This window comes from Moraxella nonliquefaciens, from assembly GCF_001679005.1.
GTDB lineage: Bacteria > Pseudomonadota > Gammaproteobacteria > Pseudomonadales > Moraxellaceae > Moraxella > Moraxella nonliquefaciens.
Genome location: NZ_LXTW01000001.1, coordinates 137,446 through 163,016 on the forward strand (window position 1 = coordinate 137,446; position 25,571 = coordinate 163,016).

Below are 25,571 nucleotides of genomic sequence, written 5' to 3' on the forward strand. Positions count from 1 at the left end.
TTTTTATTATTAACTATTTTTTGGGTAATAAACTTTGCCACTCAATAGGAACTCTTCCTTTGACTTCATCAGACCAATAAGGAGCTAATTGTCTAATCGCATCAGCAGGATTAATTCCCATACCATGAGCAACAGCCAATATCTCATCTTTAAACTCTGTATCACTTATATCTTTATTTTTATCTTTAATAGCACGATTTACCCAACTCAAATAAACTTTGGCAGATTTAGCCAAAGTGTCATTAGAACCTGAGTACATCCATTCATTAAAAGACCATCTATTATTTATCAAACCTTTCATTAACTCAATCTTTTGTTCATCAGTGAGTGAAGTTTCTTTTTGTAGATAATCATCCAACTGACCTGCTCTGTTCTTACCACCCCAAAGCCATGTAATTTTATTATCACCACTGGCATTACTACTGGCTTTAATTTGGTCTTGAATACTGGCATAATAATCAGAATACTTTTGTTGTTTTGTAATGTTCTCATTTACACGTTTATTATATCTTTCTAAGGTTCTTGCTCCTAAACGCCTAGCCATAACAGGTAAGTCATAATGCCATGAACCATCTTCATTTTGTTTCATGACATCTTTGCCATAGTTTTTATCAAAGATTTCATTACCTGATGGGGTAATGTCATTTTTTTTATCTTTGTTATTTGAACCATTGCTATTATTTATATCAGCTTGAAACTTTGCAACATCCAAATCATAACGTCTGTCATCATTATTTTGTTTATTAGCTCCTTGTTGTTCTTTATATTTATTCTCCCATAATTGCTGTTTCTTTTTAGCTATCTTATCCCAAAAAGATAGTAAACCTTTATTAAAATTACCCACCAGTGTACCATGATGCACCTGTGGATTACTCTTTACAAAGTCCTGATAATCTTTTTCTAACTGAACAATCTTATTAGTAGCATCAGTTACGGCTTTATTATAATCATCTGTTGATGGGAAGTTGTTTTTATTTGCATGGATATTTTCCAGTTCCACTTGTGCATTACCTATGTTTTGTGCATAGGCATCATTAGCACCGCTGATACGTTCATAGTGTGAATTACTGATATTGTTACCCCCAGTTATGATACCATTAATATCTTTTAAAGCACTCTGCCAAACATCATAAGCACCATTACTGGCATAAGCCAATGCTTTATCAGAGATACCTTTTAGTCTGGCTTCTGCTATCATATCATCAATGACTTTTTGCCTTTGTACTTCTGTTTTGCTAGGGTCATATAAAGAACGTGTAATACTTGCCACAAGTTTATCAGCTTCATAGTTAGCCAAAGTATTCTCATGCTGTAACCCTTTTTCAGTATTTAGCATTTGTGAGTTGTCTCTGGCTATCAAATCATTCATGCGTTTATCATGGTACTCTTCTATCTCATTACGAGAATACATATTGCCAGAGTGTAAGCCAACATCTTGTATGAACTTATTAATAGTATCTCTGTTAGCTTCTAATTCATCTTTACCAAATGAGTTAATAAACTGTTTTATCTTAGCGTCATTATTTGCTGTAACCGCTTTATTGATTTCATCTAGTGTACTTTTACCAGTAGCAAGAGCGTTGTTTAACTGTTCTTGGGAAATACGAAACATGGCATTAGCTTGACTAAAATCAGCTTGCCCTGCTTGCCCAAATCTTATATCATTACGAGCCATACCATCCCCCATTAAATACCATACTTAGCCATGTAATCACCAACAGACATTGTAGTACGTCCATTAGCCCCAGCTTCTTCTACACGTCTTCTTTGTCTGTCTTCTAGCTGTGAATTGGTTTGTTTACGTTGTGCATCCCAATTTTGTGCTTGAACTTGTTTGGCATGGTTAAACTGCTCTTTGGCTAGCTTATTGGCTTTATAAGCGTTATATGCACTAAGCAGTGTACCTGCTGTACCCATGGCTGTATTGGCTTTTTCACTCAATGACATATCAGCCCAACCATTCTTAACTTGTTGTCCTGTGGATGGGTTGTTATCTTTACTAAATAACCATTGCCCAAAAGACCCATTAAAAGGAGTATTCACATAAATAGGATGTGGTGCATTTGGCTGTACGTATCCTTTAAAGTTATACATAATAATCTCACGTTATAATTAAGACATCTTCTATGTCTTGTTGCTTAGGTTGATATGGTTGCTTGTTTTTTAAAGAACCTTGAACAAAGTTTGTGATTAAACCATGACTAACAGCAACCACGTTATAGTTGTAATGTCTATCATAAAACATATCAGGTGTTTCAAATAAATTTACTGTGGGTGTATAATTACTTCTTAGCATTTCTTGGGTTGGATTAAAAACCTTGGTATCAAGCAGTTTTTGTTTTTCTTTTAACAATTCATTCTGATTAGTCATCTTATTATCTAGTTGTTTCATTTGGTTTAAAGTATCCTGATATTGAACCTGTAACATCTTTTCATAAAAGTTAAATGATTGATTAAGTGCTTTCATAATATTAGGTGCTGTAAGTACTTTACTAAAATCAAAACCATTTGCCATACCTGCTAAACTAATACTTGCCACAAAAGCAATCACACCTGCTATTTTAGGGTTTAGACCTAATTTAACAGCTACACTAACCAGTGCATTCACAGCATAAGAGATGGCTATGGCTTTAATGGCTGATAGTGTTGCTGTTTTTATTAATTGAATTAATGGCATGCCTGTACCACCTGTAAAGATACCAATAGCCACTCCAATTACTGACAATAGTACTTTAAATCCCTTACGTTGATACCATTTGGTTTTGGTTACTCTCACATGTATCATGGCAACATGTAATGACTTATGAAAAAGTAACTCTCTTTCTTTATTGGTTAAGTGCTTAATTATACTTCTATCAATGGGAATAACTAACTCACCATCATCTCCACCTTTGGTGTAACTATATCCTGATAAGTGAGTAGTTTGATTTAAACCAACAACACTAAGAGAAACATATTTATTCTCTTCTAATTGATGATAAAACGTATGTGTATAAGTGGTATTTTGTTTTTTCCGTCTAAATAGTCCACGTCTTCTGGTTTGAGTTTGTGATGTTACTTTTAGGCAGTATTCATTTTTTCTAAGGGGTCTATAACTGTTTGAGATAACGCCATCATACTCTGAGAGTGTCATGTATTGATATGATAATACCTGACTGCTTTGTTTATCTTGGATGGTTTGTAATAAACCTTTACCCCCTGATAAATCATATAGCTTTTTAAAATAATTAAAACAATACTCAGCTAATGCACTTTGGTTTTTAGATGCATTGACTTGCACACCCATAAAGACATACAAACCACGAACATTACCATATTCACCACCTACACTTTGGTGCATTTGTTTGGTTATCTCTGTTAAGTCCAGATTTAGTTTATCAAAGATAGCCACAGTATCTTTTTTGTCTGGTGCATCTTTATGCCAATCCACAATGTCTGACTGGTTTAATCTGATATAAAGTCTGGGGTAATATTCCCCAATGGCTTCGGTGGCAGTTAAGGCATTATCAATACTTGCAATACCACCAGATAAATACTCATATCTAAACCAATAATAATCATCATTAAATAGATAAGTAATATATATCCAATCATTATCTTGTTGTATTTCATCACCATCTTTGTATTCTGGATTGACATAAGATAAATCTATTTGAATAGTTTTAGTTACACGCTCTTTGGTATACTCTACATACTGAGCTTCTTCTAAATTACCCCAATTCGCTTCTGGTAATACATCCATTTCAAAACCATAAGTAATAACCATATGGTCTGATATTGCTGTGATGGGTGCTGTCTGTTCTCTTGATATATTCTCTTCTCTATCAAAGTATTTACCATAGTTAAATGGTATTGCTTGATTATCAAATCCAACATTTTTGTACTCATCTTTGGTTAATTGGGATAAAGCAAGATAACCATCTTTTAAATAACAAGGATAACCGTGCTTTTCTGACAGCTTAGTTAATTCATTGGTTGAAGTGTCATAACCATAATGTTCTACCAGTTCATGCCATGCTTCCACATAGAAATCTCTATCTCCTAATTCAAAGGCAATTACTTGTATCTCTCCCCCATGTTTACCATTTAAGTACTTAACTGTTTCATTTAATATTTGGTTTTGGGGGTTCTCTGATAGAGAAGATTTGGGTAAACCAAAATGATACTTGTCTGGTTTACTTGCCCATCTATACAGCTTATCAAACTTTCTAGGCAGTGATTGTTGATTGGCTTTAATCAAGTAATCAGATAAATCTTTGCCAGTTAAATCAACACCTGCTTTGCCTGAATTTTCCCACATCCAATGAGTAACAGCCATTTGACTTGAATAGGTAAAGTTATCATCAGATAACATTCTTTGATGTATGCCTGTGATGGTGGTTTTCTTTTTACTGCTAAATATACCCATAAAATCCCCTAAAAAAAAATAAGTCAGATTATTCTGACTTATTTTAATTGGTTTTGAGTTTAGGTAATTAATCCCACACCTTGCATGGTCTTGGTTACTGTCAAACCGATGGTAGGGTCATTAAACTTATTAATGTCATTGACAGGTGCTTCATCAGGGTCATCATTACGTCTGACTTTCCATGTGTCAGATAAGATGGATAATACTTTAATTTTGCCATCATTTTGATAACTTCTTGCTTGTTCTGACAGTACTTTATTATTCATAGCAATGACAGAACCATCACCGATGACTGTTGCATCTGTCTGGGCATGTTCTGTGATTGTTTTTTGCTTATAAAGAGTTGTTTGTGCATTTAAAGAGTTAATCTCAGCAGGAGCTTTTACTTCTATTTCAAACCTAGCCAATGCCAGTTGTTGTTCTTTAATGGCAATCTCTTTTTCAGCAATGGCTAATTGTTTTTCTTTTAAGTCAAGCTCTCTTTGTGTGATGGCTAATTGTAGAGGTTTTAGATATTTAAGTTCATATTCTTTTAGGTTGGCTTCATGTTGTAGGTTTGTGATTTGAGCATCTAACAGGGTAAGTTCTTTTGGTATTTTGTGCTTCATGTCAAGATGTAGTTTCTCTGCTTCTGCCATCTCTTTGGTGCTTTGAGCATCTATAAGACCCCCTTGTTTGGTAGCTAGGATGGTATCAGCACCCATCTTGTGTATTTGAGCTTCTGTCAGTTGCATCTCTAAGGGCAGTTTAGCTTTATTTAAAGCATAGCTTGTTACCTGATGTAGGGCATTATTAATCAAGCCAATATAAGCATTGGCATAATCTGTACCACGAATACGTTGGTTTTCATATTCACGCCTTAGATGAGCTTCTATGGCTTTCATTAATATGTCAAATGTACCTTTGCCATTTAATGTGCCTGTGGTTAGCTCATCAATATTAAAATCAGTAATGGTTGTGTTTGGGATAGTGATGGTCATGATTTAATCCTATAAAAAAAATACATGGTCTATTAAACCATGTATTTAACTTGCTTAGTAAATTTACTCCACGGTAGCACGAGCTTGTTGTGTACGTGCTAACTCTTCAATTTCAGCTTTGGTAGGTAGGGGTAACTCTGTAATCTGATAAGCAGGCACAAGTTTGCTTTCAGTGTATTCTTCCCCCTTTGCATTACGTTTAACAATGTGCATTTGGTATTGTTTTTCTTTGATGGTATTTAGCAAGGCTTGTTCCACCAACCAGTTTTCCCCAAAAGGAATAACACGAGCTATTGTGCCTAATACTAAGTTACCTGTTCCAAAATATTCTTGGGTCATTTGTTGTTTAAGTGGGTCATTGGGGCTGATGATGACATGAACCAGTTTAAGTGCTTCATCTTGAAGTTTTTTAAGTTTGGTATTTTCATCTTCTAGCTCTTCTGCTTCATCAGCTTTTTGTAGCAGTTTCTCCAAAGTAGATTTGGTTGCATTGGCTTTATAAAGAATACCACGTTCATCTAATTGTTCACGCAGTAGTTCAATTTCAGTTTTGGTTTGAGTATTCTCAGACATGTTAATTCCTTAGTAATTGATAGAGAAAGTAGCCTAGATGTCTAGGCTACTTTTTTGGTTTACATCTTAGCAACGCACTTGATTACAGCAATGCGTTCAATGAACTGTGGCATGAAACCATAGAACCATTTGATAGAGCTAAATCCAGTCTCACCATATGGGTCTGATTTATCAGCGGTCTCTTCACTGGGTTTTTTATGGATGGTTGTAAATTTTTGAGACTTACCATCTGTTTGAAAACCAATAGAAGTAAATGCTTCATCACCTACCACCAAGAATGGGAATACATCATACTTACTACCAGTTTTGTAGAATGAAGCGTTAGTAGCATTAGCACCCACACCACCCCATTTCATCATGTGTGGCACAACAATGATGCGAAAACCTGCGATACGTCCTACTTCACCTTTTAATAGTGTAGTACCTCCTGCGTACTGATGAGCAGGGATAAATGCACGCTCATTGTGGTAGTCTTTCATGGCTTCTAAGGTAGGTAGCAGTTCAGAGCCTACAAAAGCCACACGGCAATCAGGAATGGTCTTGGTATCCACCATACGAGTGCCTGTGATGATTTTGGTTTGCTTAGGTGTTTTGTTCTTATCTAGGTCAATGCCCAGTTTAACCAAATCAGCATAGGTTAGCTCCATAGTGGCTGTTAGTTCAGAAACTTGTGTAGCTGTACCAGTATATTTAATCAAGCCTGCATTATTAAGTAAGTCAATTTGTAGTTTATCTTCATAAACCTTAGTTGCACCATTCATCAGCTCTCGGTTAGCATGAGTCATAAGCTCTGCGTCAGTATCAAAACGCATCAGGTCAGCAGAGTACTCCCAGAAAAAACCATACTTAGCTAGGTTAGATGTTAGCTCCACACGAGTTAGATTAACACGGTTTACACGTCCACCCATTTCACCTAGGGTAGGGAACTTAGTGCTTACCACACCGATGTCAGTAGATGAACCATAGATGTTACCATTGGCATATTTAGCACCTGTTGCATCAAGACCTAAATCTCCACGGTTACGGTCATCAATGAGTGGCATATAGCGATATTGCTTGATAGCCTTACCTTGGTTCTTTGGCATATTCTTAACATCAGCTAATTGCCCAAAGTAAGACTCTTGTACCGCATCATAGAGTGCTTTACGCTCATAAGCGTGTTTATTAATTTGGTTTGCACCCAGTGTGGCATTAGCATCACCATAGATTTGTGTCATTGTTATTATCCTTATGATTGTGAAGACAGATATTGTATCAGTTCTTCATCAGTTATTGTTAAAGGGTTAAAAGTTGTTGTTTGAGCGGTATTAGCTGAGTTGGGCATACCTGCTTTTCTCTTTTTATCATTACTCACTTGCATTGGTTTATTTTGATTTGGACGTGTGCCTGTAAAACTTTGTGGTTTACTTTGCTGTGCATTTTGTGCATTAAGCATGGCTTCAATATCAGCATAGGCTTCTAAATAAGTCTTGTCAGTCATGCGACCAAACATTCGCTCATTTTCAATAATACCTACCACTTTATCAAAGAAACCATTGGCTTTATGTTCAGCAAATATTCTTAAACCATCAGGTTTATTGTATAAGAAATCTTTGGTTTCATCATCCCATTGCCCAATTACATTTAGCACATCAATAGCATCTGGGTTATTGGCAGTAATTTCACTGACAATATCTTCAAATGCTGTTGGTTCTTGTATTTGTAGGTTAGGACTGTATTCATTGGCTTGTTCTACATCAAACTCATATAAGTCAATACCGCTTTCCTTTACCAGTTTAGCGATTGCCTTTGGGTCTTTATTAGCCAAGTCCACTAAATAACCAAGCTGTTCTTTATCAGTTAAACCATGTTGCTCTAAGGTTTTAATCAAAGCACGTTTAGGTTTTAGCTCCTCCATTTTCTTAGAGTAATTAGCACCTTGTTGCATGAGACGGATGGCATCATCCACATTGCTAATCTGCACTTCACGACCATTGGCACGAAATGGCTTAGTCATGGTTTCATAGAATGCTTTATAATCTATCTCACTTACTTCATCAGTTTCTTCTGACTGAGTGGTTTCTTCTTCTACTACTTCATCAGCAGTCTGTGTATCATGAGCCACAGTTTCTTGTGTTTGTGGTTCAGCTTCTTGTGTCTGCACATCTTCTTGCATTGGCTCACCAGATAAATCTTCATTCATTAATTCTTCATCAGATAAAGCATACAAGTCTTTGATAGTTAAATCACTCATAGTTAATCTCACTTTCAGGGATGGCAGTTAATTCTTTTAAGTCATTTTCTGCCATTGCCCCATTAGTTAATATTGTATCCAAGAATTTCTTAAAGCTACTAATTACGTTTAGCTCTTTAATGGTTTCTTTATATTCTACCGATTTATTATCATATAAAGCCAAATTAGAAACCAATTCTAATACGTAACACTCACCATAATACTTTTTGAATACTGTTACAAAATCTGGATTACTATATAATCTTTTTAAAGCACTTGCCAAATTTATTTGCAACATATTCTCTTCACGCTGTTTTATTATATCGCTTTGACTAATCATTGGTTAATTCCCATTTGTTGAAACTCATCTTGTTGTGTTAATTCTTGTGAGACAATCTGATTGGTTAAATCATTCATTTGTTTTTGATTAACCATATTTAATTGGTTATCTGCTCTTAGTTGCTCACGTTCTAAGTTACCTTGATTAATCATGGCTTGTTTATCTAAGTCATGCTGATGTTTCATACCGCCATCACGTTCCATGAAATCTAATACTTTATTATCAGCGTCTGATTGTAGATTGTCAGCACGTGCTTGTTCTGTACTAACCTTAGCCATTTGTACTTGTGCTTTGGCTTGACGTTCCATCGCTTCTGCTTTCATCATTTCAATTTCAGCTTCTAGTTTAGCAATTTCTAGCTCTTGCATTTTTTGAGCCATTGGGTCAGGTTCAGCCTTGTACTCTCTAACCTGCTTAGCCAAATCTGGCATTTTTCTTAACTCAAATATTTCAGATAACATCATCTGATTAAGCTCTTGTCCTTGTGAATTACCAATGGTTTGTAGCATAAAAGCAATCTCTTTGGCTTTTGTATCATCTGCTTCTGCTGTTGAAATGGTTAAAACCAAATCAAATTCACCTGCCAAATCATCACGTCTTACTCTAACAAACTCATTGTTGGTAATTCGTACCACTTCTTCTTCTGATAAAAACTCAGAGTTCATTGAGATAATCTTACGACCTAATGCAATAAAGCCATCAGAGATACGTCTTAGGATAGACATCTCACGTTTAGAGACAGCGTCAAGAACACCCCTAACACCAACAGCCACATCACCTAAGTTACTGGCAGAGATACCAGTACCAGAGAATGCTTTAACCCCAGATAAGCTCTCAGCTTCATTATTCATCATGGCTATGATATTCATGGCACTATTAGGAATTTCTGGGTATTTATGTTGGTGTACGTGAACCCTAGGGTCAAAGTTCTGGTTATATTCATAATCTTGACCTTTTATGAATTTGGTTTTATTAGTAGCGTCTAAGAAGTTCTTAGCATAGCCTGTCTGACTGTTGGCAGATTTACCCATTAGGTCAATCGTACCACGCATAACAGCACCTAGAATGTTTTGATTGTCTTCTAGTATCTCTGCATTGGGAATGCCATAAACACTGTCATCTTCTGGGATATAATTAAATATGACAAAAGGTGGTTTGCCATCTGGGAACGGATTTTCTTCTAAACGTATTAATGTATCTGCTACCCATGTAGCTACAATGGCAGTAGTCTCACCATTACCATGTATGTCCCAATAACCCCAATACTCATATACTGCTAATTTAGCTCTTGCTTTATCTGCAAACATAAAATCAGAAGTATTATGAATAGACCAGTCTTTATTATTGATAAGTTCACTTAATGTATCAATATTCTGATACTGACCACTTTTCTTTAAATCAGATAAACTGGCTTCATAGGCATGAATAATAAACTGTGCTTTATCAATGTCATCTTTGCAAGTAGGGTCAATGTAGACATTTTTGATATTACAAATTTGTACAGTTGGTTTATTACTAATTGGTTTAATCACTTTTTCTTTTCTAAAACCAATAGAAACAGCTTTGATTAACTGCCCTTGTTGCTTACTCATCTCAAACCCTGCTTTTAGTTCACTGGGCAGTTGTTCATAAGTATCAGGTTCAGTCTGTCTTAATTGTGCTAATTTCTCGTATTCATGGATTAGCAAATCATACTCACTGGGTTCTTGTGATTGTTCTTCGCTGATTATCATAGGTTGTTCAACAACAGAATATTCAAACTCTTCTACATCTTCTTCTACTTCTTTTTCATGATATTGCCAACCAGTTCTAACAATACAGCTACCTTGTTTAACCAACTGTCTGATGACTTTATCCACCAGTTTTACTTTATTTAATTTGGTATTAAACTGGTTATTTAAAATCAGAGCATTTTGTTTGGCTTTGGGAACATCTTCAAAAGTTAAAGCTCTAACATCAAATAATTCAGTGGTAGATAAAAATGGTTCAGATAATGCAGGAGCATTCCATTCAGCTTGCTTACGAACTAACTTAGGAACTACTCTACTGCCTTTGTGCTTACTGTCCCCAAATTTAGGAGCGTTGTATAAGTTAATCCAATTATCCAGTTTAGCCACATAAGCAGATTGACTGCTCTTAGCTTGTGTTAAATCATGTTTTAAATCATTAATACTGGGTTCTTTAACCCAGTTGGTTAATTTCTTAGTTTGGTTAATTTTATCTGCTTTAATACCTTGTAGCTCTTCATCAGAGATTGCTAATACATTGACACTCATTAAATAAACCCCTTATCATTAAACAACCACATCTCTTCAAAGCCATCCACATCTACCCCTTGGTCATTGAGCATAGCAATCTCTTGCATGTATTTTTGAGCATATCGGTTAGATTCATTTAAATCCCCATCTAACTGATTAACCATAGATGTATAAACTCTTGAACCAATAAATAAACATAAAGCATTTAGATAAATATCAGGTAACTCTATCTCTACATCATTATCTATGTCATCTTGTGTTAGTATTTTATGTTTGGCTTTGTAGATAACTTCTATGGTTTGATTATCATCAGGTTTATCTTTTAAAACCAATGTATTAACTGCCAATAGATGATAACCATTTGGTTTATTAATACAAAGCTCTCTACCATTAAATATCACTTTATGTATTTCAATGAGTAAAGGGTCATTAATGGTATAAGCCTGAACACCTTGACTGGTAGTAATTTTTATTTCTTTTCTTTTTAAAAAGAAACGGTTATACAAATCAGTCAAAGCCAAATTAATAGACCTAAGCACCACTTCTTTTTTATTTGGTTTAATTTCTACTGTACCTTCTGCCAGAAATAAATTGGATAATTCACTTGTAGCCAAAGTATTAAATACATCACTTAATCGCATATACTCTCCTAGACAATATAACTACTAACATAGTTATCTTCGTGGTAATCATTACCCCATATTAAATCTTGTCTTACATCAGCTTCTTGACTGGGTGTCCAGATACTCATCATGGCTAACTGACTTATTGTGTCTAAGCCATCATCGTGTTTAGATTTAAACCCACCCACAGACGCTTGCTGTAATTCAAGCATTAATTCTTTCATAGGTATTGTATGCTTTTTATCGTGAGGAAAGTAAAAACGCTTTAACTTAAAATCAGGTACAACCATATTAAATCGTTCTAGTTTATTATTATTTGGTTTAAGACCTAACGTACCATCTTTGCTATTACTAGCCAGAGTAAAAAAGACATTACGATTGAACATCTCTCGCTGTATCCAAGCAATAAATCCCCCTTGTTGTCCTGATACTTCTACACCCACAGAGATAGGATTATATTGTCTAACCAATCTGAATAAATCATCAATGTTTTTATCCATGGTTTGTCTGGCACAGATACCATCAATCCAAAAATAGAATCCTTTATGATTGACAGCCCATACAGATATGAATGAATAATCCGCAGATTCTTTTTCACTGGTAGCAAAATCAGTTGTGATATAAAAGTTAAAATTATCCTTTTTATCCATGAGATGATAAGAGTGATACCATTGTATATCTTCATCTAATATCAGTCTTTCATCATCACCCATAATCTGTAACATGAGTTCTTGATAAAAACCTGCTACACGCCCAACAGCAACAGCACTGTCATACCTTAATTTAACGTAGTCATAGCTAAATCGGTCTTCCCAAGCACCTTTAAACTCTTCTTTGCTACATGGAAACTTCTCACATATAGGATAAGCATTCACTGTCCAAGCACCTGATTGTATGGCTTCATACAAAGGGTCATTGGCATTAAAGGGTGTACCTAACCAAATGATTTTTTGTCTGGTAGGGTGTAGGGCATTAATCACCGCTTCATGTACTGTTGCCTTAATGCTCTCTAACACCGTAGGACTTCTGGCATCATCATCAGAAACTAAGTCATCTAAGATAGCCAGTTGTGGACGTTTACCTTGCTCTTTAACACCACGAACACCAGACTTAGCACCATAGGCTTTTACCACAAACTTCTTAGCATCTTTATTGGTAAACTCCCAACGTATGTCAGTGAACTTAATAGACGGTATGTATTTCTGTAAAAACTCACTATTTTCCCATCTATGTTCAATATTCTTTCTGGTTGATTTAACCCCATTATCAATACTGTCTGTTACATAAATAGCCACATTGATATTACCTAGATTAGGTAGTTCCCCAAACACAGCTAAATACAGGATTAAGTATTCTGCATTTACAGTTGTATTGTGAGTTATTACCACGTTATCAATTAGATAACTTTGAGTAGGGCTATCTACCGCAATACATTTACTAGGTTTAATCTCATTAGTGGGTGTAATACTTTCAATGGCTACCCTACTTCCACTTTTATGCTTATTATTTGGTTTCCATTTATCAGCTTTACGTTTTAACCTAAATGGGTTTATATTCTGCAAACTAACTGTTACGGTATAATAACCTAAATAATCATTTTCTTTCCTGCGGATATAAGCATACCCCCCTAATGATTTAACAATATGACTAACACCATAAGCCAAAGATTTAGATGTACTAGTAAATGTGCATAATCCTTTTGGAGATACTGTTCCATCAGTATCCATTAGACCTTGCAATACTGCAATACGCTCTTCACGGCTACCAAATAACAAATCATTAGGGATTACTTTATCCTTATGCTTTGCACTACCTAGATGCGTTGGTATCAATTTACCAAGCCCTAACAAACGAGTAGATAGTGTATTAGCATTTCTTTTATCTTGATAGATTGTTTGATACTCATAAGGAATATGACTTAATACTTCAAATATATCATCTTTATGCCCTGTTATTGTAGGCATACCAGTTGTACTATCAATACTACCATCTCCCAAGATAACCCCAACTGTGTAAGCGTCAATAGGAAACCCTTTACTCTGAAAATCAATAGCTTCTAAAACCAATGGTATAAACCATTTTAAATCTCTACCTTTGGGATTTTTATCAGTGGTTTTTCTATTGTATAAAACACCTTTATCTAGCAACTCTTTGGTTGTTAGATTAAATTCTTCCCAAGTATTGACACTACCTGCTTTTTGAGTTCTCTTCTGTACGATATGAATATGGTCTTCACTAGCCACAAAAGAACTGCCATCAGATAATTTAAACTCATAGGTTTGTTTGTTAAATACTTCTGATACACAAGTTACCTTAGTAGGTTTACCATCTCTGTCAATCACAGTATCCCCTGCAAGAATATCCTGCATGGGTACGTAACCATTAGGTGTCATGATAGGTGTATCAAGTGCTAATGATTTTGCTGACCCACGAAAACACATGGTAGCTACCTGAGTATTACCATCAACCAAACTGTCTAACATCTTATAGTGCATAATAGGTGTTTGGTTTTCTTCACCTTGACTGCCATTAACCAGTTTAATAAAGTTCACAAACTCAATGGCAAATTGAGTGGGTTTATACTGGTTTAGCTTGTCATAATCTACTTCTTTTAAATACTCTATTACTGTCTTAGCCATTAGATATGCCCCATATAAAACTAATCCAATTCTTCATATTGAGCTTCCACTATCTTTGTATGAGCCACATCTGCCACAGACACCACACCGTTATCAATCAAACTCTTTTGTTTGGCAGATAATTGAGCTAATAAATTTTTCATGTCATCAATTTCTTTATTGGCTTTAACACCAATGTCTAATTCTACTTTCTTAACTTCTGGTGGTTTAAGATGAACCAACAGACTGTTAGCACTATCAGCCCTTACCTTTTCACTATTGGCATTCATCATCAAATCAGCCAATACATTAATAGCCTTTTGGTGTAAGTCTTGATTAATCACCCATGATGGTATGATGGATTGCTCCATGATTGTATTAACCAGTTTACCTTTATTATAAATAGATACAATACTGCTAATCTCTTTGGCACTTAGTCCACGAGCTAACATATCACCATATCTGTCAGGAAATGTCTTAATATAACTGTCAATATTACTATTACCCATCAGTTTATGAGTGCAATACTTCACAGCAGATAAGTAATCAGTTATCTTGTATTTACCATCACCTAGTACAGTAAGATAGCTCATAAAGTTATTACGATATACTTCATGTAAATCTGGGTCAGATAAAGTCTGGTTAATGTTATCCAAAACTTCTTGGCTAAGCCCTCTTTTATATTTATCAGGCAGAGCTTTTTTTAACACATCAATGGATAAAGTCATACATTTCTCCTATAAACTTATTGATTATAACCAATAATAATCAGACATAAAAAAACCCATCCACTTGCCCAGAGTGGATAGGTCAAAGTAAAGGACTGTCCTTAGTCTTAGGACGTATTATACATTCTATGAAACCAATATAACAAAAATAAATAAGCCAATAGAATTAACTATTGGCTTATTTGTATGAGCGTTATGCTCTCGCTCTGTTGTGCCTACATAAAATTATGCAGTTTTTCTTTAACAGCGACAGCGTCAGCAATAGCAACCACTCTATTTACACAGTCTGCTATGATACACCATTTATCCCCATTATACTGTAATAACATAGCATACTTATTATCAGATGATTTTATCATTTTAGTATCCAACCCTAAATCTGTACCTTGAAAGTTATGGACTGTGATAATTGACTCAATCATCTCATCAGTTAATCTAAACACATAGGTTTCATTTTGTATGACTTGTAGAACCTTTGGCATAAACTTGTTTTCAAAGACATGATTTGCTTCTAAATTCATTTTTCTTAACTTAAAACCAAATACACGTTTAACAAATTGCCATACTATTACGACACCAATAATCCAAAGTAAAATTGCCATATAAACTCCTAGCTGATATTGTAAATAGGTATTCTACTAAACCAAAAGAAGTAGTCTACCTTATTTTTAATTGGATTAATATTTATTTTAGAAATAGTATCATCATATCTAAAAATATAGTTATGTAATCCTGACCTTTTAGGGAATGCACTATATAAGTTTGGTTGCAGTTGCTAATGCAAGTTTTAGTGCGATTGGTAATATAACTTTTGTTGTATGTCCTTACTTTCTAACTCATCCAAGAAATTTTATACCCCCCTAGCTGTCCTTAAAATAATAATTCTTATTGGTTGTATTGGTATTAGGTAGTTGCACACGGTGCAGGGAGTGGCAATAGCAATGGTGCTATTGTCATTAATCAAACTATTAGGAGTTATCTCATGAACTTGTTCTCTCTTATCGCTTCTTTCTTCCGTGCAATTACCAAGGCTTTCTCAACGGTTGAAGATACGGTTGATATTGCAAAAGGTAAAACTGTTGCATGGAAAGCCAATGCAATGGATGATTTACGTGAAGAACTTGATGGACGTAATCTTACCGAAGTAAATGACTTCTATGAAGACTTGTATGCTACTCATGGCAAGAAGAAATCTAAGAAGAAGTAATCCAAATAACCCTAACCATTTGGTTAGGGTTATTCTACCATTTATTAGCTAAGGAGTATTAGCATGTTACATAATCATCACGTATTAGCTTATGCCATATACATGGCAAAAAGCGATGAAGAAGCCTATCGTAAACTAAAAAGAATTGAAGCAATTCTAACTACCTAAACATAAAACCCTTTGGAATCATCCAAAGGGTTTATTTATTTACCAAATAAATAACACAAACACAAACACAAACACCCAAACAGTACAGGTGTGTAAAACTGGGTTAAAACTCTGGCAGATTTCTCTCTTGCAGGTTTTGCTAAGTTCGTAGCTTAGGACTTCTTTTGTAGTTGTAGTTTAGTAGTTGCCCACAGGGCAGGAAGTGGCAATAATCCTATTACGGATTTAGCCAATTTAACTTTTAACTTAATCCAACTATGGAGTAATTATCATGGCACGTTCAACAAACAAAATAGCTCAAAACAAAGCAGTATTTAGCAATGAGTTGAAATTGGAATTTAACCTACCAAATGGCAAGGTTATCACACTTGGTTATCTAGCATTGTTTGAAAATAACAATCTACATAACCAAATTAGCAAGCTAACTGATGAACAATTAGCCAACCTACCAAGCAAACTAACCTGTTCAATCGTTGAAGCAGGAACTCGTTCTGAAACGAGTGAGCTAGATTTAGGCTTGTAATCCCTTTAAACCTACATACATTCGTGTGTAGGTTTTTCATTCATTAAAACGGAGTACAGTATGAAAGTTTTCACTTTCCTTACCACAACAATGTTAATTGTCTCAATACAAGCAGATACACGCATGGAAGCAATTCAATCACTCAAAAGTGATGGTTATACCATTGTAAAACAACTCTAACACTTAACCCTAGCAATACAAGCTAGGGTTAATTCATTACCTTAAAACTAAATTAGAGAACAGTACATGATTTATACCAACAATACCCTTGCACCTATGACAGAACAAGATTGGATTGAAATAAGTCAATTTACCCTTTAACAATACAAGCCAGTTTGAAATATAACTGGCTTATTAATTGGAATAAAACATGAACCAAACTACATTAGAAATGTTAATACACCCACAGCATTTAACCAAAGATATTAAAGAATATCTCTTGGCTGAATACGCTGATGATATTTCAAATATCAAAACAGTCTTACAAGATTATCTAAACCAAGATTATTGGGATAGTAAAAATGAAAGACTTGCTATTATTAAAACCTTTGATTTACAAACAGTCATATTAGATATACTTACTTCATTGGTCTTAATTGCTGATGATTATATGCCCTTGATAAGTGTTTGCTCTGCTAAACAGATTAAGGGTATGAATAAAGTACAATCAGCTACAACAATGGGTGAAATACTTCATTGCATAGATACAACAGAATTAATCCTATGGGATAAACCAAAAGATAAAATATTAGTTCGTTCTAATATGGCTTTATCTGATGACTTAGAAAGACGGTTAAATATCATGTGTGTCTTACCACCAATGATGACCAAACCAAGAAAACTAACTCATAATAAATCATCTGGTTTCTTAACAATTAATAATGACAGTCTTATCTTAGGTGATAAAGAAAATCACCATGATGAGTGTATCAGTCTTGATGTGCTAAATACGCTAAACAGCCAAGCATTATGCTTAGACCTAGACATCTGTTATAAATTTGAAAAAGAGTTTACATCAGACTTTGATATAGATACTGATGAATACAAAAACCAAAAGAAAACTTATGATAAAGCCAAAGAACAGTTTGAGTTCTTTCGTGATAAGTTAGCTGATAATACCATATTCTTTACCCACAAAGTAGATAAGCGTGGCAGAGTATATAGTCAAGGCTATCAGATGAATACCCAAGGTACAAGCTATGAAAAGGCTTGTATTAATCTTAAAACCAAAGAATACGTTACAGGTGAATTATGACCTGTAAGGCATAATGAACGGAGTAAATTATGATTTATACATTTGATAGATATAAAAATGTATCAGTATCAATAGGTATCGTTTTTCTCAAAGGTTTTGAGGATAACGGTGATACCTTTTTCCAATCAGTTGGTGTAATGAGAGACAATGAAACCATTGAACAAGCATTAGACAGACTTGGGGTAGACTTTGATACCGTCTATCCTGATTACATCATTCAATAACTTATATAGGTAATAATTATGAAAACCAAAGTAGTGAATAAATATAAAGAACCTTATGATATTTATATAGGGCGTGGTAGTAAGTGGGGTAATCCTTACCCTATTACAGCTAACCAAGATAGAAAAACAGTTATTCAAGCATACAAAGAATATCTGTTAAACAGTCCAGAACTATTAAAAGATTTACATGAACTAAAAGGTAAAACATTAGGTTGTTTTTGTAAACCTAAACCTTGTCATGGGGATATTTTAATAGAACTTATAAACCAACTGGATAAACCAAAGGAATTACCAATGAAACAGTTTAATGCAATGCAGTACCTAGCTATTGACATTGCCAATCACTATGGCTTAGGTAAGCTAAACTATGAAGACCGTATTGAATGGGTTAAAACCAATGAAAAATATTTAGAAGATTTCCAAGACCAAGCAGAAGAACCTATATTATACTATAAGGCTGTTAAAGCATTAAGAGATGTGCAGTCAGGTAAACCCATAGGTCATACAGTAGCTCTTGATGCTAGTAACTCAGGATTGCAGATTATGTCTGCTCTGATGCGTTGTAAAAAGGGTGCTAGTCTAACAGGCATTATTGACCCAGATAACCGTGTAGATGGTTATACACTCATTACAGAGCGTGTAAATGCTAAATTAGATAATAATTTAAATATTCCCAGAAAGAAAGCCAAAGAAGCTACAATGACAGCTTTTTATGGCAGTACAGCAGTACCAGAACGTATCTTTGGAGACAATGTAGATGTATTTTATGAAGTCCTAGAAGAAGAATGTGCTGGTGCATGGGAATTAAACCAAATTTTAATACAGTCATGGAACAAAAAAGCATTAAGCCATTCATGGTATCTACCAGATGGTCATTATGCTTATTGTCCTGTAATGCAAACAGTATCTAAAAGAGCTACTCTATCTGATTGGGATTGCACACCAGTCATGGAGTATAAAGAAAATATGGCTTTGAAGTTTGGTCTATCTAATAGTGCCAATGCAATTCACAGTATTGATGGTTATTTACTTAGAACATTGGTTAGACGTTGTAACTATAAACCAAAGCTAATTAAGAATGCTAGACAAGCACTTATTGATAGTACAGATGAGTTTAATACGGATAATGTATTAAATAAACGTTGGTTTAAAACTAAGATGGCAGATATTGCTGATTTAAAAACCATAACCAATAAAGCCAATGAATTAGATAAGGAGTTAAAAGATGAATTAGTTCGTATATTTGATATGGTACTATCACACGAACCATTTGATGTGATTTGTATTCACGATAGTTTTGCTACACACCCAAACCATTGTAATCAGCTTAGATTTCACTACAAAGAGATTTTAGCTGAGATTAGTGATAGTACCATAATTGATGACATCTGTAATCAACTTTACGGTGATGAAGATACCATTGGTAAAGGAGAAAGTATCAGTCAATATATCAGAAATAGTAACTATGCTATCTCATAAATGCAACCTAACAAACAAACCCAGTTATTGAGTATGAAGCGAACGTAAGCCGTAGCGTGAGCGTAGGCTTACATGAGCTGTAATACGAGATAACACAGTTTGTTAGGTTGTCTTGTTAAAGACAGTTTAATATGTATTGTGCGTGTTCCACGCCCTTGTGGGTTGTGAAGTTACTACAACCTACCACAATATAAACCAAGTGCCATTTAAACCTAGTAGAAATACTAGGTCTTTTTTTTATCTAGGAGTTACCTATGAAAATAGATGACATAATTAAATTCTATGAATATTTATTTAAAGATAACCCAATAGCTTTAAATGAAATTTACCAACAGGCTTGTAACTTCTACCAAGCCAATATTAACCAAGTAACTAGTATGGAGCAATTTCATGACCATAAAACTAAACCAACAAGAACTTAATTGGGTTGCTAATGAATTTCAAAATGACAGAACAGTACAAGAGATTGCTATTGATACTGGCATGTCTGTAAGCAACGTTAAAAGAGCATTGGCAGAGAAAGGTTTATTATCGCTTAGTTGGTATAAGACCACTGATGAAATCCAAATGCTTAATTATTTAAAAGCAATGGGTGTTAATAATTTAATTGATTTAAGAGGTGTATTATGAAACCTTTAGAAGTATTAGAAGCACTAAGACTAGGTAAAGAAGTTGAATATAAGTATCTTGATGATACTTGGGTTGAATATAAACAAACTTCACCTGTTGGTATATTAACCAGTACAGAATACTCATTTCGTATTAAACCAGTAGAGATGATTACTGTTGGTGATATATCATTTCCTAAACCAATAACAGAGTTACCTGTTGGAGCTACCAAAATACATGTTGTGGACTTCTACTATGCTGACCCACAATGTAAAGTATACAATGAACCTGTAACAATGGATATATTGATTAAACATGGTGTAGCTCATCTAACCAGAGAGAATGCTATTGCTCATGCAAAAGCATTAATTAAATTAAGTGGTGGTACTTATGATTCATCTAGTTAAACAAAACCCTATACAAGGTCTTCCTTATTTACACTATGACAGTAAATTCTTTATTGCTACTGATGTTGTAGACTCTACGGCTTGTGCTTTACTAGACCCCAAGCAGTTTATGATAGACGGTAGCAGTCCATTTATTGTTAAACCAAATCCAAATGATTTACTGGTTATTTATGACAATAAATTAAAGACATTTGATTTAGGGTATTGGATTGATGATACACAATCTTTCTTGATAACTGAAACCAACCAAGAAATTTATTCAAAAGATTTATATTATCAATATATTAGTATGGAGTAATACTATGGGCTTAGATTGTTTTGTTGATGTACCAGAAATCATTGAATTTGATGATGACGGTAGAGTTACTAACTTTATATCCAAGAAAGAAATTGCTTATTGGAGAAAATGTTGGTTTCTACACAAGTACTTAGCTAATGAGTATTTAGAGATAGACCCAACAGAAATTGAATTTAATTGTGTCTATATTGAACTTACAGATAGTTTATTGACTGGATTACACAAAGCAATGTGTGATGAAGCGTATGAACAGTCATTATCATTTGATGAAATTGAGTATTATGATGTAGTAGATACCGATGACATTGATGAGTTAAAGAAAGCCATCAAATTTAAAACAGAAAATCCAGAAACCAAAATCTATTATCATGGGTGGTATTAATATAAAAGAAACATTAAGGAGTAAATCAATGAACACCATGCAATGTACATTAAATCAGGTAGCCCAAGTGCTACCTATTTTATTTAAATCAAAAGTAGTACCGTTTCTTCACTCATCACCTGCCATCGGTAAGAGTAGTATAGCCAAACAAATAGCAGAAAAATATCACCTAGAAGTAATTGACTTACGTCTTACTGAAATGGATGCTAGTGATATTCAAGGCTTGCCTTATTTTAAAGATGGTAAATCTACATTTCTACCTTTTGATACTTTTCCTATTGAAAGTACACCGCTACCAAAAACTAAGAAAGGGTGGCTATTACTGCTTGATGAGTTCAATTCAGCTCTACCTAGCGTACAGGCTAGTGCATACAAGCTCGTATTGGATAGGCAGGTAGGTCAGCATAAACTACATGATAAGTGTTTTATCATCGCTTGTGGTAACTTAGACAATGATAATGCCATTGTTAATACCATGTCATCAGCACTTATCTCACGCTTTGCACATTTTTATATCCAAGTGGATAATACAGAATGGCAAGAATGGGCAGTAGCTAATGACATTCATCCAATGATTACATCCTTTCTTAATTTCAAACCAAATCTACTCTATACATTCAATCCAGACCTAGATACACCTTATGCCAGTCCTAGAACATGGCAAATGATGAGTAAGGTATTAGACAACAATACACCACTTATTGTTATGGCTTCATTACTTGGTTTAGGTGTTGCCCATGAATTTAAAGCGTTCATGGAATATCACAAAGAACTGCCAACCATTGAAGACATTCTAAAAGACCCAGAGAACTATCCAATCCCAGATATGATTGGTATTAGGTGGGCTACTTTAACAATGGTTGTTGGTCATCTAGATAAAGACATGGATAAACTAACTACCTATCTAAAACGTTTTAGTCCTGAAATGCACATGGTTGCCCTACGGGAGATTAAAGGTAGATATGGTATAGATAAGATTGCTCAATCTAAATTGTTAAGAGAATGGCTTACAGACTTAGGAGTCAAAGCGTATGGACATAAACCACGCTAAAAATGAAATTAGCTATGCCAAGATTAGATTATTTAACCAGTCTAATATGGTATTCACATCAAGTCTTTGTTCTATGTTAGAAACTGTATTAACTGATGAAGTGCCTTATGGTGCAACCAACGGTAAACAGTTACTAATCAATCCAAAGACTTTTGTAGAGCTTACAGATAATGAGCAAGTATTCTTACTTGCTCATGAAACACTTCATGTAGCTTATTTACATACATTAAGACGTGATGATAGAGACCATCAGATATTCAATATGGCTTGCGATTATGTCATTAATCTTGAATTAGTTAATCAAGGCATGACTATGATACAAGGTGGTCTATTAGACAGAAAGTATCGTGGTATGTCATCAGAAGAAGTCTATGATTTACTCAGCAAAGATAATAAACCAAAACCTAGTAACGCATTAGGTAATGATATTATCCCTAGCGATGAATCAGCTACTGATGAGATTACAGCTAAGATTATCCAAGCAGTACATCAAGCTCAAAGAAGTAATAATTATGGTTCTGTACCTGACAGTGTAAAACGTTATGTAGGCAGTTTACATAAACCAAAGGTAAACTGGAAAGCAGTATTAAAGCGTTTTATGCTTAATGCAGGTAAAGCTGATTACTCTTGGAAGAAACCAAGAAAAAAATTACTTAACCAAGGATTTTACTTACCTAGTGTTAATTCGTTTGGTTTAAGTAAAGTAACCTTTGCTATTGATACATCAGGCTCTGTTGATGATAAGATGTTTAGTCAGTTTATCTCTGAGATACATCATGTATTTAAACAGCTAAATCCAGATAGTATTGATTTAATGTTGTTTGATACTTCTGTTAAACTACATAAACCAATCAAATCCACCAATGAATTAAAGAAAGTTGAATTAGTTGGTTATGGTGGTACTGATTTAAGAGATACCTTAGAGAAGTACACAAAAACCAATAGCAAAGCTCTTATTGTCATTACAGACGGTTATTTTAATACCAGACTTACCAATCCAAAGAAACCAGTATTATGGGTTATATTTAATAATCCACGGTTTACTGCTTCCTTTGGTAAAGTTATACATTTTAAATTGGAGTAAATATGAAACTCACAGATGAACAACTAAAAGCCAAAGATGAGATTATCAATTTCATCTTTGATGATAAGCAAAAACAAATCATTTTACAAGGTCATGCAGGTACAGGTAAGACCACCATTCTAAAAGCCATTAAAGATGAATATGAGGCTATTTTTACATTAGGTAATGCTCTTGGTTTAGAGAAAAGACATTGGCAGTTTTGTGCTACTACCAATAAAGCAGTTGAAGCGTTAAATGCTAATGGTATCAAAGCCAGAACAGTCCATTCTTTCTTTGGTTTAAGTGCCTGTGATACTCCATTTAAAAAGGTATCTCCTATTAATCATATTGTAGTGATTGATGAATGTAGCTATCTTAATTATGAGCAATTAGCTCATATCCAATCCGTGTGCAAAAAGATTATCTATGTAGGAGATAAAAACCAACTAACACCGATTGGTTTAAACCATGCACCTGTATATTATGCTGATATTGCTATGGTAGAGCTTACACAGACCATCAGACAGCAGAATGCACCTAAGATAAGGGATTACTGTGATAAGCTCAGAGAAGCGATTACAACTAATTCTGACACACCTGCTATTGTATTAGGCAAAGAAGTTATTCATCTAAACCAAAAACAATTTGAACAACAGATTAAACAAGACTTTGCTAATTATGATGGCAGTCAAAAAATTCTTGGTTTAAAAAATACCACAGTACAAAAATACAATAATCTCTTAGCCAAAGAGATTAAAGTAGGTGATATTCTGATTAATAACAACTATCATAAATCCACCAATCTGGCTAACAATGCTAAAATATTGGTTAGACAGGTATATGGGGATATGACCTTGTTAGGGGTTAAAGTAACACACTGTTGTATAGATACTATGTCCTATGGTCATTATGATGTTTATATCCCTAAATCAGCCACTGGCATGAGTAGAGCATTTAAAAAATCCAAAGAAGAAAGTAATTGGGCTGTTTATAATGAGTTCATTGACCTAAGACAGCCTTATGCTCAAACCATTCACAAAGCACAAGGCAGTACTTACTCTACCGTGTATATTCATTTAAATGACTTAGATTCAGTAGAAACCAAAAAAGAGAAAAACAGATTGCTTTATGTAGCTTTCTCTCGTGCTACTGATAAGGTTTATTTAACAGGAGAATTGCCGTGATAATCTTACAAAATAAAACAGAAAAGATAGCTTATTTTGTGCATGGTGTTAATCCAAATCCTAGACATGAAGACAGTAGATTCATGTCTTTGTATTTGCATAAAGCACTAACTTGTCTTAATGATATAGATGAAGTTACAGAGTATTGTACAAAAGAATTTGCTAATATATTAGGTAACTATAAAACCATAGATAAAAGAGTTTATCCTTTGGGGTCATTACAAAGAGATAAGTTTTTATCATTGGTTTTCTTTTATAAAGGATTGAGAGCGTTATGAGCATAGATAATATAGAAGTTGCGTTTCTCAATTACATACCCAAAGAGGTAAATTTATCAAGATACCTACTTACTATAAGGAGTTATATAATTGATGAGTTCATTTAATGTACAAGCTAGTGTAGAAAATACTAAAACTTATGCTAATTATTATATTAGAAGTTTAATTAATCCTATTGATGGTATCTATACAGAGGAACAGCGGTGGGATTATAACTTTATGCTTGATTATTTTCTAAGCGTTTTATATCTAATACCAATAGATAGGAAGCGATATCTACCAGAGCCTATTAACTCTAAATTTAGTCTTTACCCACTAGGACAACCTTATTACATTAAAAAATTCCTTAATGAACATAAAGATGAATTTTTTAATAAGTTTTACTATTACAAGGGTTTAAATAATTTATGACTAAATTTAATGAGTATGAAGAGCAGTTCATTACGTTGTATCTATTCAGGTTAATAAACTTAAATTTAACTGATTTTAGCTCTGAGGAAGCAGACAATTATCGTTTCATGCGAGAGTACTTATCTAAGTGTTTATCTTATAATAACAGTATTAGGAATGAATATTTACCTGAACCAATAGATTATATCGTAGCTTATAGTATTCCTACTATTACTGCGGTTGATGATTTTCTATTTGAAAACAGAGATAAATTCTTTGAACTGTTCTACTATTACAAAGGTCTTAACTCACT

At 34.2% G+C, this 25,571-nt stretch carries 28 protein-coding genes; 15 read left to right on the forward strand and 13 right to left on the reverse strand.

All coding sequences use genetic code 11. The features are described from left to right. Window positions 1–13: 13 nt before the first annotated feature. From A7456_RS00485 to A7456_RS00545, 13 genes are all read right to left on the reverse strand, one after another. Complete coding sequence (locus A7456_RS00485; protein ID WP_145916018.1) at window positions 14–1,675, reverse strand: hypothetical protein; 1,662 nt, start codon at window positions 1,673–1,675, stop codon at window positions 14–16. 11 nt (window positions 1,676–1,686) lie between these two features. Next, window positions 1,687–2,094 carry a hypothetical protein gene (locus A7456_RS00490; protein WP_067006422.1) on the reverse strand — a complete coding sequence of 136 codons (408 nt, stop codon included), beginning with the start codon at window positions 2,092–2,094 and terminating at the stop codon, window positions 1,687–1,689. Between the two features lie 7 nt (window positions 2,095–2,101). Next, on the reverse strand, window positions 2,102–4,408 hold the full coding sequence (locus A7456_RS00495; RefSeq protein WP_067006425.1) for a hypothetical protein: 2,307 nt from the start codon (window positions 4,406–4,408) through the stop codon (window positions 2,102–2,104). 59 nt (window positions 4,409–4,467) lie between these two features. Next, on the reverse strand, window positions 4,468–5,388 hold the full coding sequence (locus A7456_RS00500; RefSeq protein ID WP_067006428.1) for an HlyD family secretion protein: 921 nt from the start codon (window positions 5,386–5,388) through the stop codon (window positions 4,468–4,470). Between the two features lie 63 nt (window positions 5,389–5,451). Beyond that, on the reverse strand, window positions 5,452–5,961 hold the full coding sequence (locus A7456_RS00505) for a hypothetical protein (RefSeq protein ID WP_067006431.1): 510 nt from the start codon (window positions 5,959–5,961) through the stop codon (window positions 5,452–5,454). Between the two features lie 59 nt (window positions 5,962–6,020). Further along, a complete protein-coding gene (locus tag A7456_RS00510; RefSeq protein WP_067006434.1) occupies window positions 6,021–7,178 on the reverse strand; it encodes a N4-gp56 family major capsid protein in 1,158 nt (385 codons plus the stop codon). A gap of 11 nt (window positions 7,179–7,189) precedes the next feature. Further along, window positions 7,190–8,194 carry a hypothetical protein gene (locus tag A7456_RS00515; RefSeq protein ID WP_067006437.1) on the reverse strand — a complete coding sequence of 335 codons (1,005 nt, stop codon included), beginning with the start codon at window positions 8,192–8,194 and terminating at the stop codon, window positions 7,190–7,192. After that, window positions 8,187–8,513 carry a hypothetical protein gene (locus A7456_RS00520; RefSeq protein WP_067006440.1) on the reverse strand — a complete coding sequence of 109 codons (327 nt, stop codon included), beginning with the start codon at window positions 8,511–8,513 and terminating at the stop codon, window positions 8,187–8,189. The genes A7456_RS00515 and A7456_RS00520 overlap by 8 nt, the downstream gene beginning before the upstream one ends. Further along, on the reverse strand, window positions 8,510–10,789 hold the full coding sequence (locus A7456_RS00525; protein ID WP_067006443.1) for a portal protein: 2,280 nt from the start codon (window positions 10,787–10,789) through the stop codon (window positions 8,510–8,512). The genes A7456_RS00520 and A7456_RS00525 overlap by 4 nt, the downstream gene beginning before the upstream one ends. After that, complete coding sequence (locus tag A7456_RS00530; RefSeq protein WP_067006446.1) at window positions 10,789–11,412, reverse strand: phage adaptor protein; 624 nt, start codon at window positions 11,410–11,412, stop codon at window positions 10,789–10,791. The genes A7456_RS00525 and A7456_RS00530 overlap by 1 nt, the downstream gene beginning before the upstream one ends. A gap of 8 nt (window positions 11,413–11,420) precedes the next feature. Continuing rightward, a complete protein-coding gene (locus tag A7456_RS00535) occupies window positions 11,421–14,033 on the reverse strand; it encodes an LAGLIDADG family homing endonuclease (RefSeq protein ID WP_067006449.1) in 2,613 nt (870 codons plus the stop codon). A gap of 20 nt (window positions 14,034–14,053) precedes the next feature. Then, window positions 14,054–14,740: a hypothetical protein gene (locus tag A7456_RS00540; RefSeq protein ID WP_066893670.1), complete on the reverse strand. Its 687-nt coding sequence runs from the start codon at window positions 14,738–14,740 to the stop codon at window positions 14,054–14,056. A gap of 215 nt (window positions 14,741–14,955) precedes the next feature. Continuing rightward, entirely contained in the window at window positions 14,956–15,342 is a 387-nt protein-coding gene (locus A7456_RS00545) for a hypothetical protein (RefSeq protein ID WP_067006452.1), read from the reverse strand. 380 nt (window positions 15,343–15,722) lie between these two features. Between A7456_RS00545 and A7456_RS00550 the strand changes: the two genes are divergently transcribed. The 15 genes from A7456_RS00550 (at window position 15,723) to A7456_RS00615 (ending at window position 25,279) form a co-directional block, all read left to right on the forward strand. Continuing rightward, the gene (locus tag A7456_RS00550) at window positions 15,723–15,947 is read left to right on the forward strand and encodes a hypothetical protein (protein WP_067006455.1); all 225 of its coding nucleotides are present in this window, start codon (window positions 15,723–15,725) and stop codon (window positions 15,945–15,947) included. 439 nt (window positions 15,948–16,386) lie between these two features. Further along, window positions 16,387–16,638: a hypothetical protein gene (locus tag A7456_RS00555; protein ID WP_067006458.1), complete on the forward strand. Its 252-nt coding sequence runs from the start codon at window positions 16,387–16,389 to the stop codon at window positions 16,636–16,638. Window positions 16,639–17,008: 370 nt separating this feature from the next. Next, on the forward strand, window positions 17,009–17,893 hold the full coding sequence (locus A7456_RS00560) for a hypothetical protein (RefSeq protein WP_067006461.1): 885 nt from the start codon (window positions 17,009–17,011) through the stop codon (window positions 17,891–17,893). Window positions 17,894–17,922: 29 nt separating this feature from the next. Further along, on the forward strand, window positions 17,923–18,117 hold the full coding sequence (locus tag A7456_RS00565) for a hypothetical protein (protein WP_067006464.1): 195 nt from the start codon (window positions 17,923–17,925) through the stop codon (window positions 18,115–18,117). Between the two features lie 18 nt (window positions 18,118–18,135). Beyond that, window positions 18,136–19,596 (forward strand): DUF4326 domain-containing protein, encoded by a 1,461-nt coding sequence (locus A7456_RS00570; protein ID WP_082995362.1) that lies wholly within the window; start codon window positions 18,136–18,138, stop codon window positions 19,594–19,596. A 254-nt stretch (window positions 19,597–19,850) separates the two neighbouring features. Next, the gene (locus A7456_RS11260; RefSeq protein WP_158512449.1) at window positions 19,851–20,018 is read left to right on the forward strand and encodes a hypothetical protein; all 168 of its coding nucleotides are present in this window, start codon (window positions 19,851–19,853) and stop codon (window positions 20,016–20,018) included. Continuing rightward, window positions 19,987–20,226, forward strand: a complete 240-nt coding sequence (locus A7456_RS00575; protein ID WP_227713258.1) for a hypothetical protein — start codon at window positions 19,987–19,989, stop codon at window positions 20,224–20,226. Before A7456_RS11260 ends, A7456_RS00575 begins: the two co-directional genes overlap by 32 nt. Beyond that, the gene (locus A7456_RS00580) at window positions 20,223–20,612 is read left to right on the forward strand and encodes a hypothetical protein (RefSeq protein WP_067006466.1); all 390 of its coding nucleotides are present in this window, start codon (window positions 20,223–20,225) and stop codon (window positions 20,610–20,612) included. Before A7456_RS00575 ends, A7456_RS00580 begins: the two co-directional genes overlap by 4 nt. Continuing rightward, window positions 20,596–20,910 carry a hypothetical protein gene (locus A7456_RS00585; RefSeq protein ID WP_067006469.1) on the forward strand — a complete coding sequence of 105 codons (315 nt, stop codon included), beginning with the start codon at window positions 20,596–20,598 and terminating at the stop codon, window positions 20,908–20,910. Before A7456_RS00580 ends, A7456_RS00585 begins: the two co-directional genes overlap by 17 nt. A 4-nt stretch (window positions 20,911–20,914) precedes the next feature. After that, the gene (locus A7456_RS00590; RefSeq protein WP_067006471.1) at window positions 20,915–21,292 is read left to right on the forward strand and encodes a hypothetical protein; all 378 of its coding nucleotides are present in this window, start codon (window positions 20,915–20,917) and stop codon (window positions 21,290–21,292) included. Window positions 21,293–21,320: 28 nt separating this feature from the next. Continuing rightward, complete coding sequence (locus tag A7456_RS00595) at window positions 21,321–22,343, forward strand: MoxR family ATPase (protein WP_197940252.1); 1,023 nt, start codon at window positions 21,321–21,323, stop codon at window positions 22,341–22,343. Further along, a complete protein-coding gene (locus A7456_RS00600; RefSeq protein WP_067006474.1) occupies window positions 22,324–23,427 on the forward strand; it encodes a vWA domain-containing protein in 1,104 nt (367 codons plus the stop codon). Before A7456_RS00595 ends, A7456_RS00600 begins: the two co-directional genes overlap by 20 nt. Window positions 23,428–23,429: 2 nt before the next feature. Continuing rightward, on the forward strand, window positions 23,430–24,590 hold the full coding sequence (locus tag A7456_RS00605) for an ATP-dependent DNA helicase (RefSeq protein ID WP_067006477.1): 1,161 nt from the start codon (window positions 23,430–23,432) through the stop codon (window positions 24,588–24,590). Next, complete coding sequence (locus A7456_RS00610) at window positions 24,587–24,868, forward strand: hypothetical protein (protein ID WP_067006480.1); 282 nt, start codon at window positions 24,587–24,589, stop codon at window positions 24,866–24,868. The genes A7456_RS00605 and A7456_RS00610 overlap by 4 nt, the downstream gene beginning before the upstream one ends. 93 nt (window positions 24,869–24,961) lie before the next feature. Beyond that, the gene (locus A7456_RS00615) at window positions 24,962–25,279 is read left to right on the forward strand and encodes a hypothetical protein (RefSeq protein WP_067006483.1); all 318 of its coding nucleotides are present in this window, start codon (window positions 24,962–24,964) and stop codon (window positions 25,277–25,279) included. Window positions 25,280–25,571: the final 292 nt, after the last annotated feature.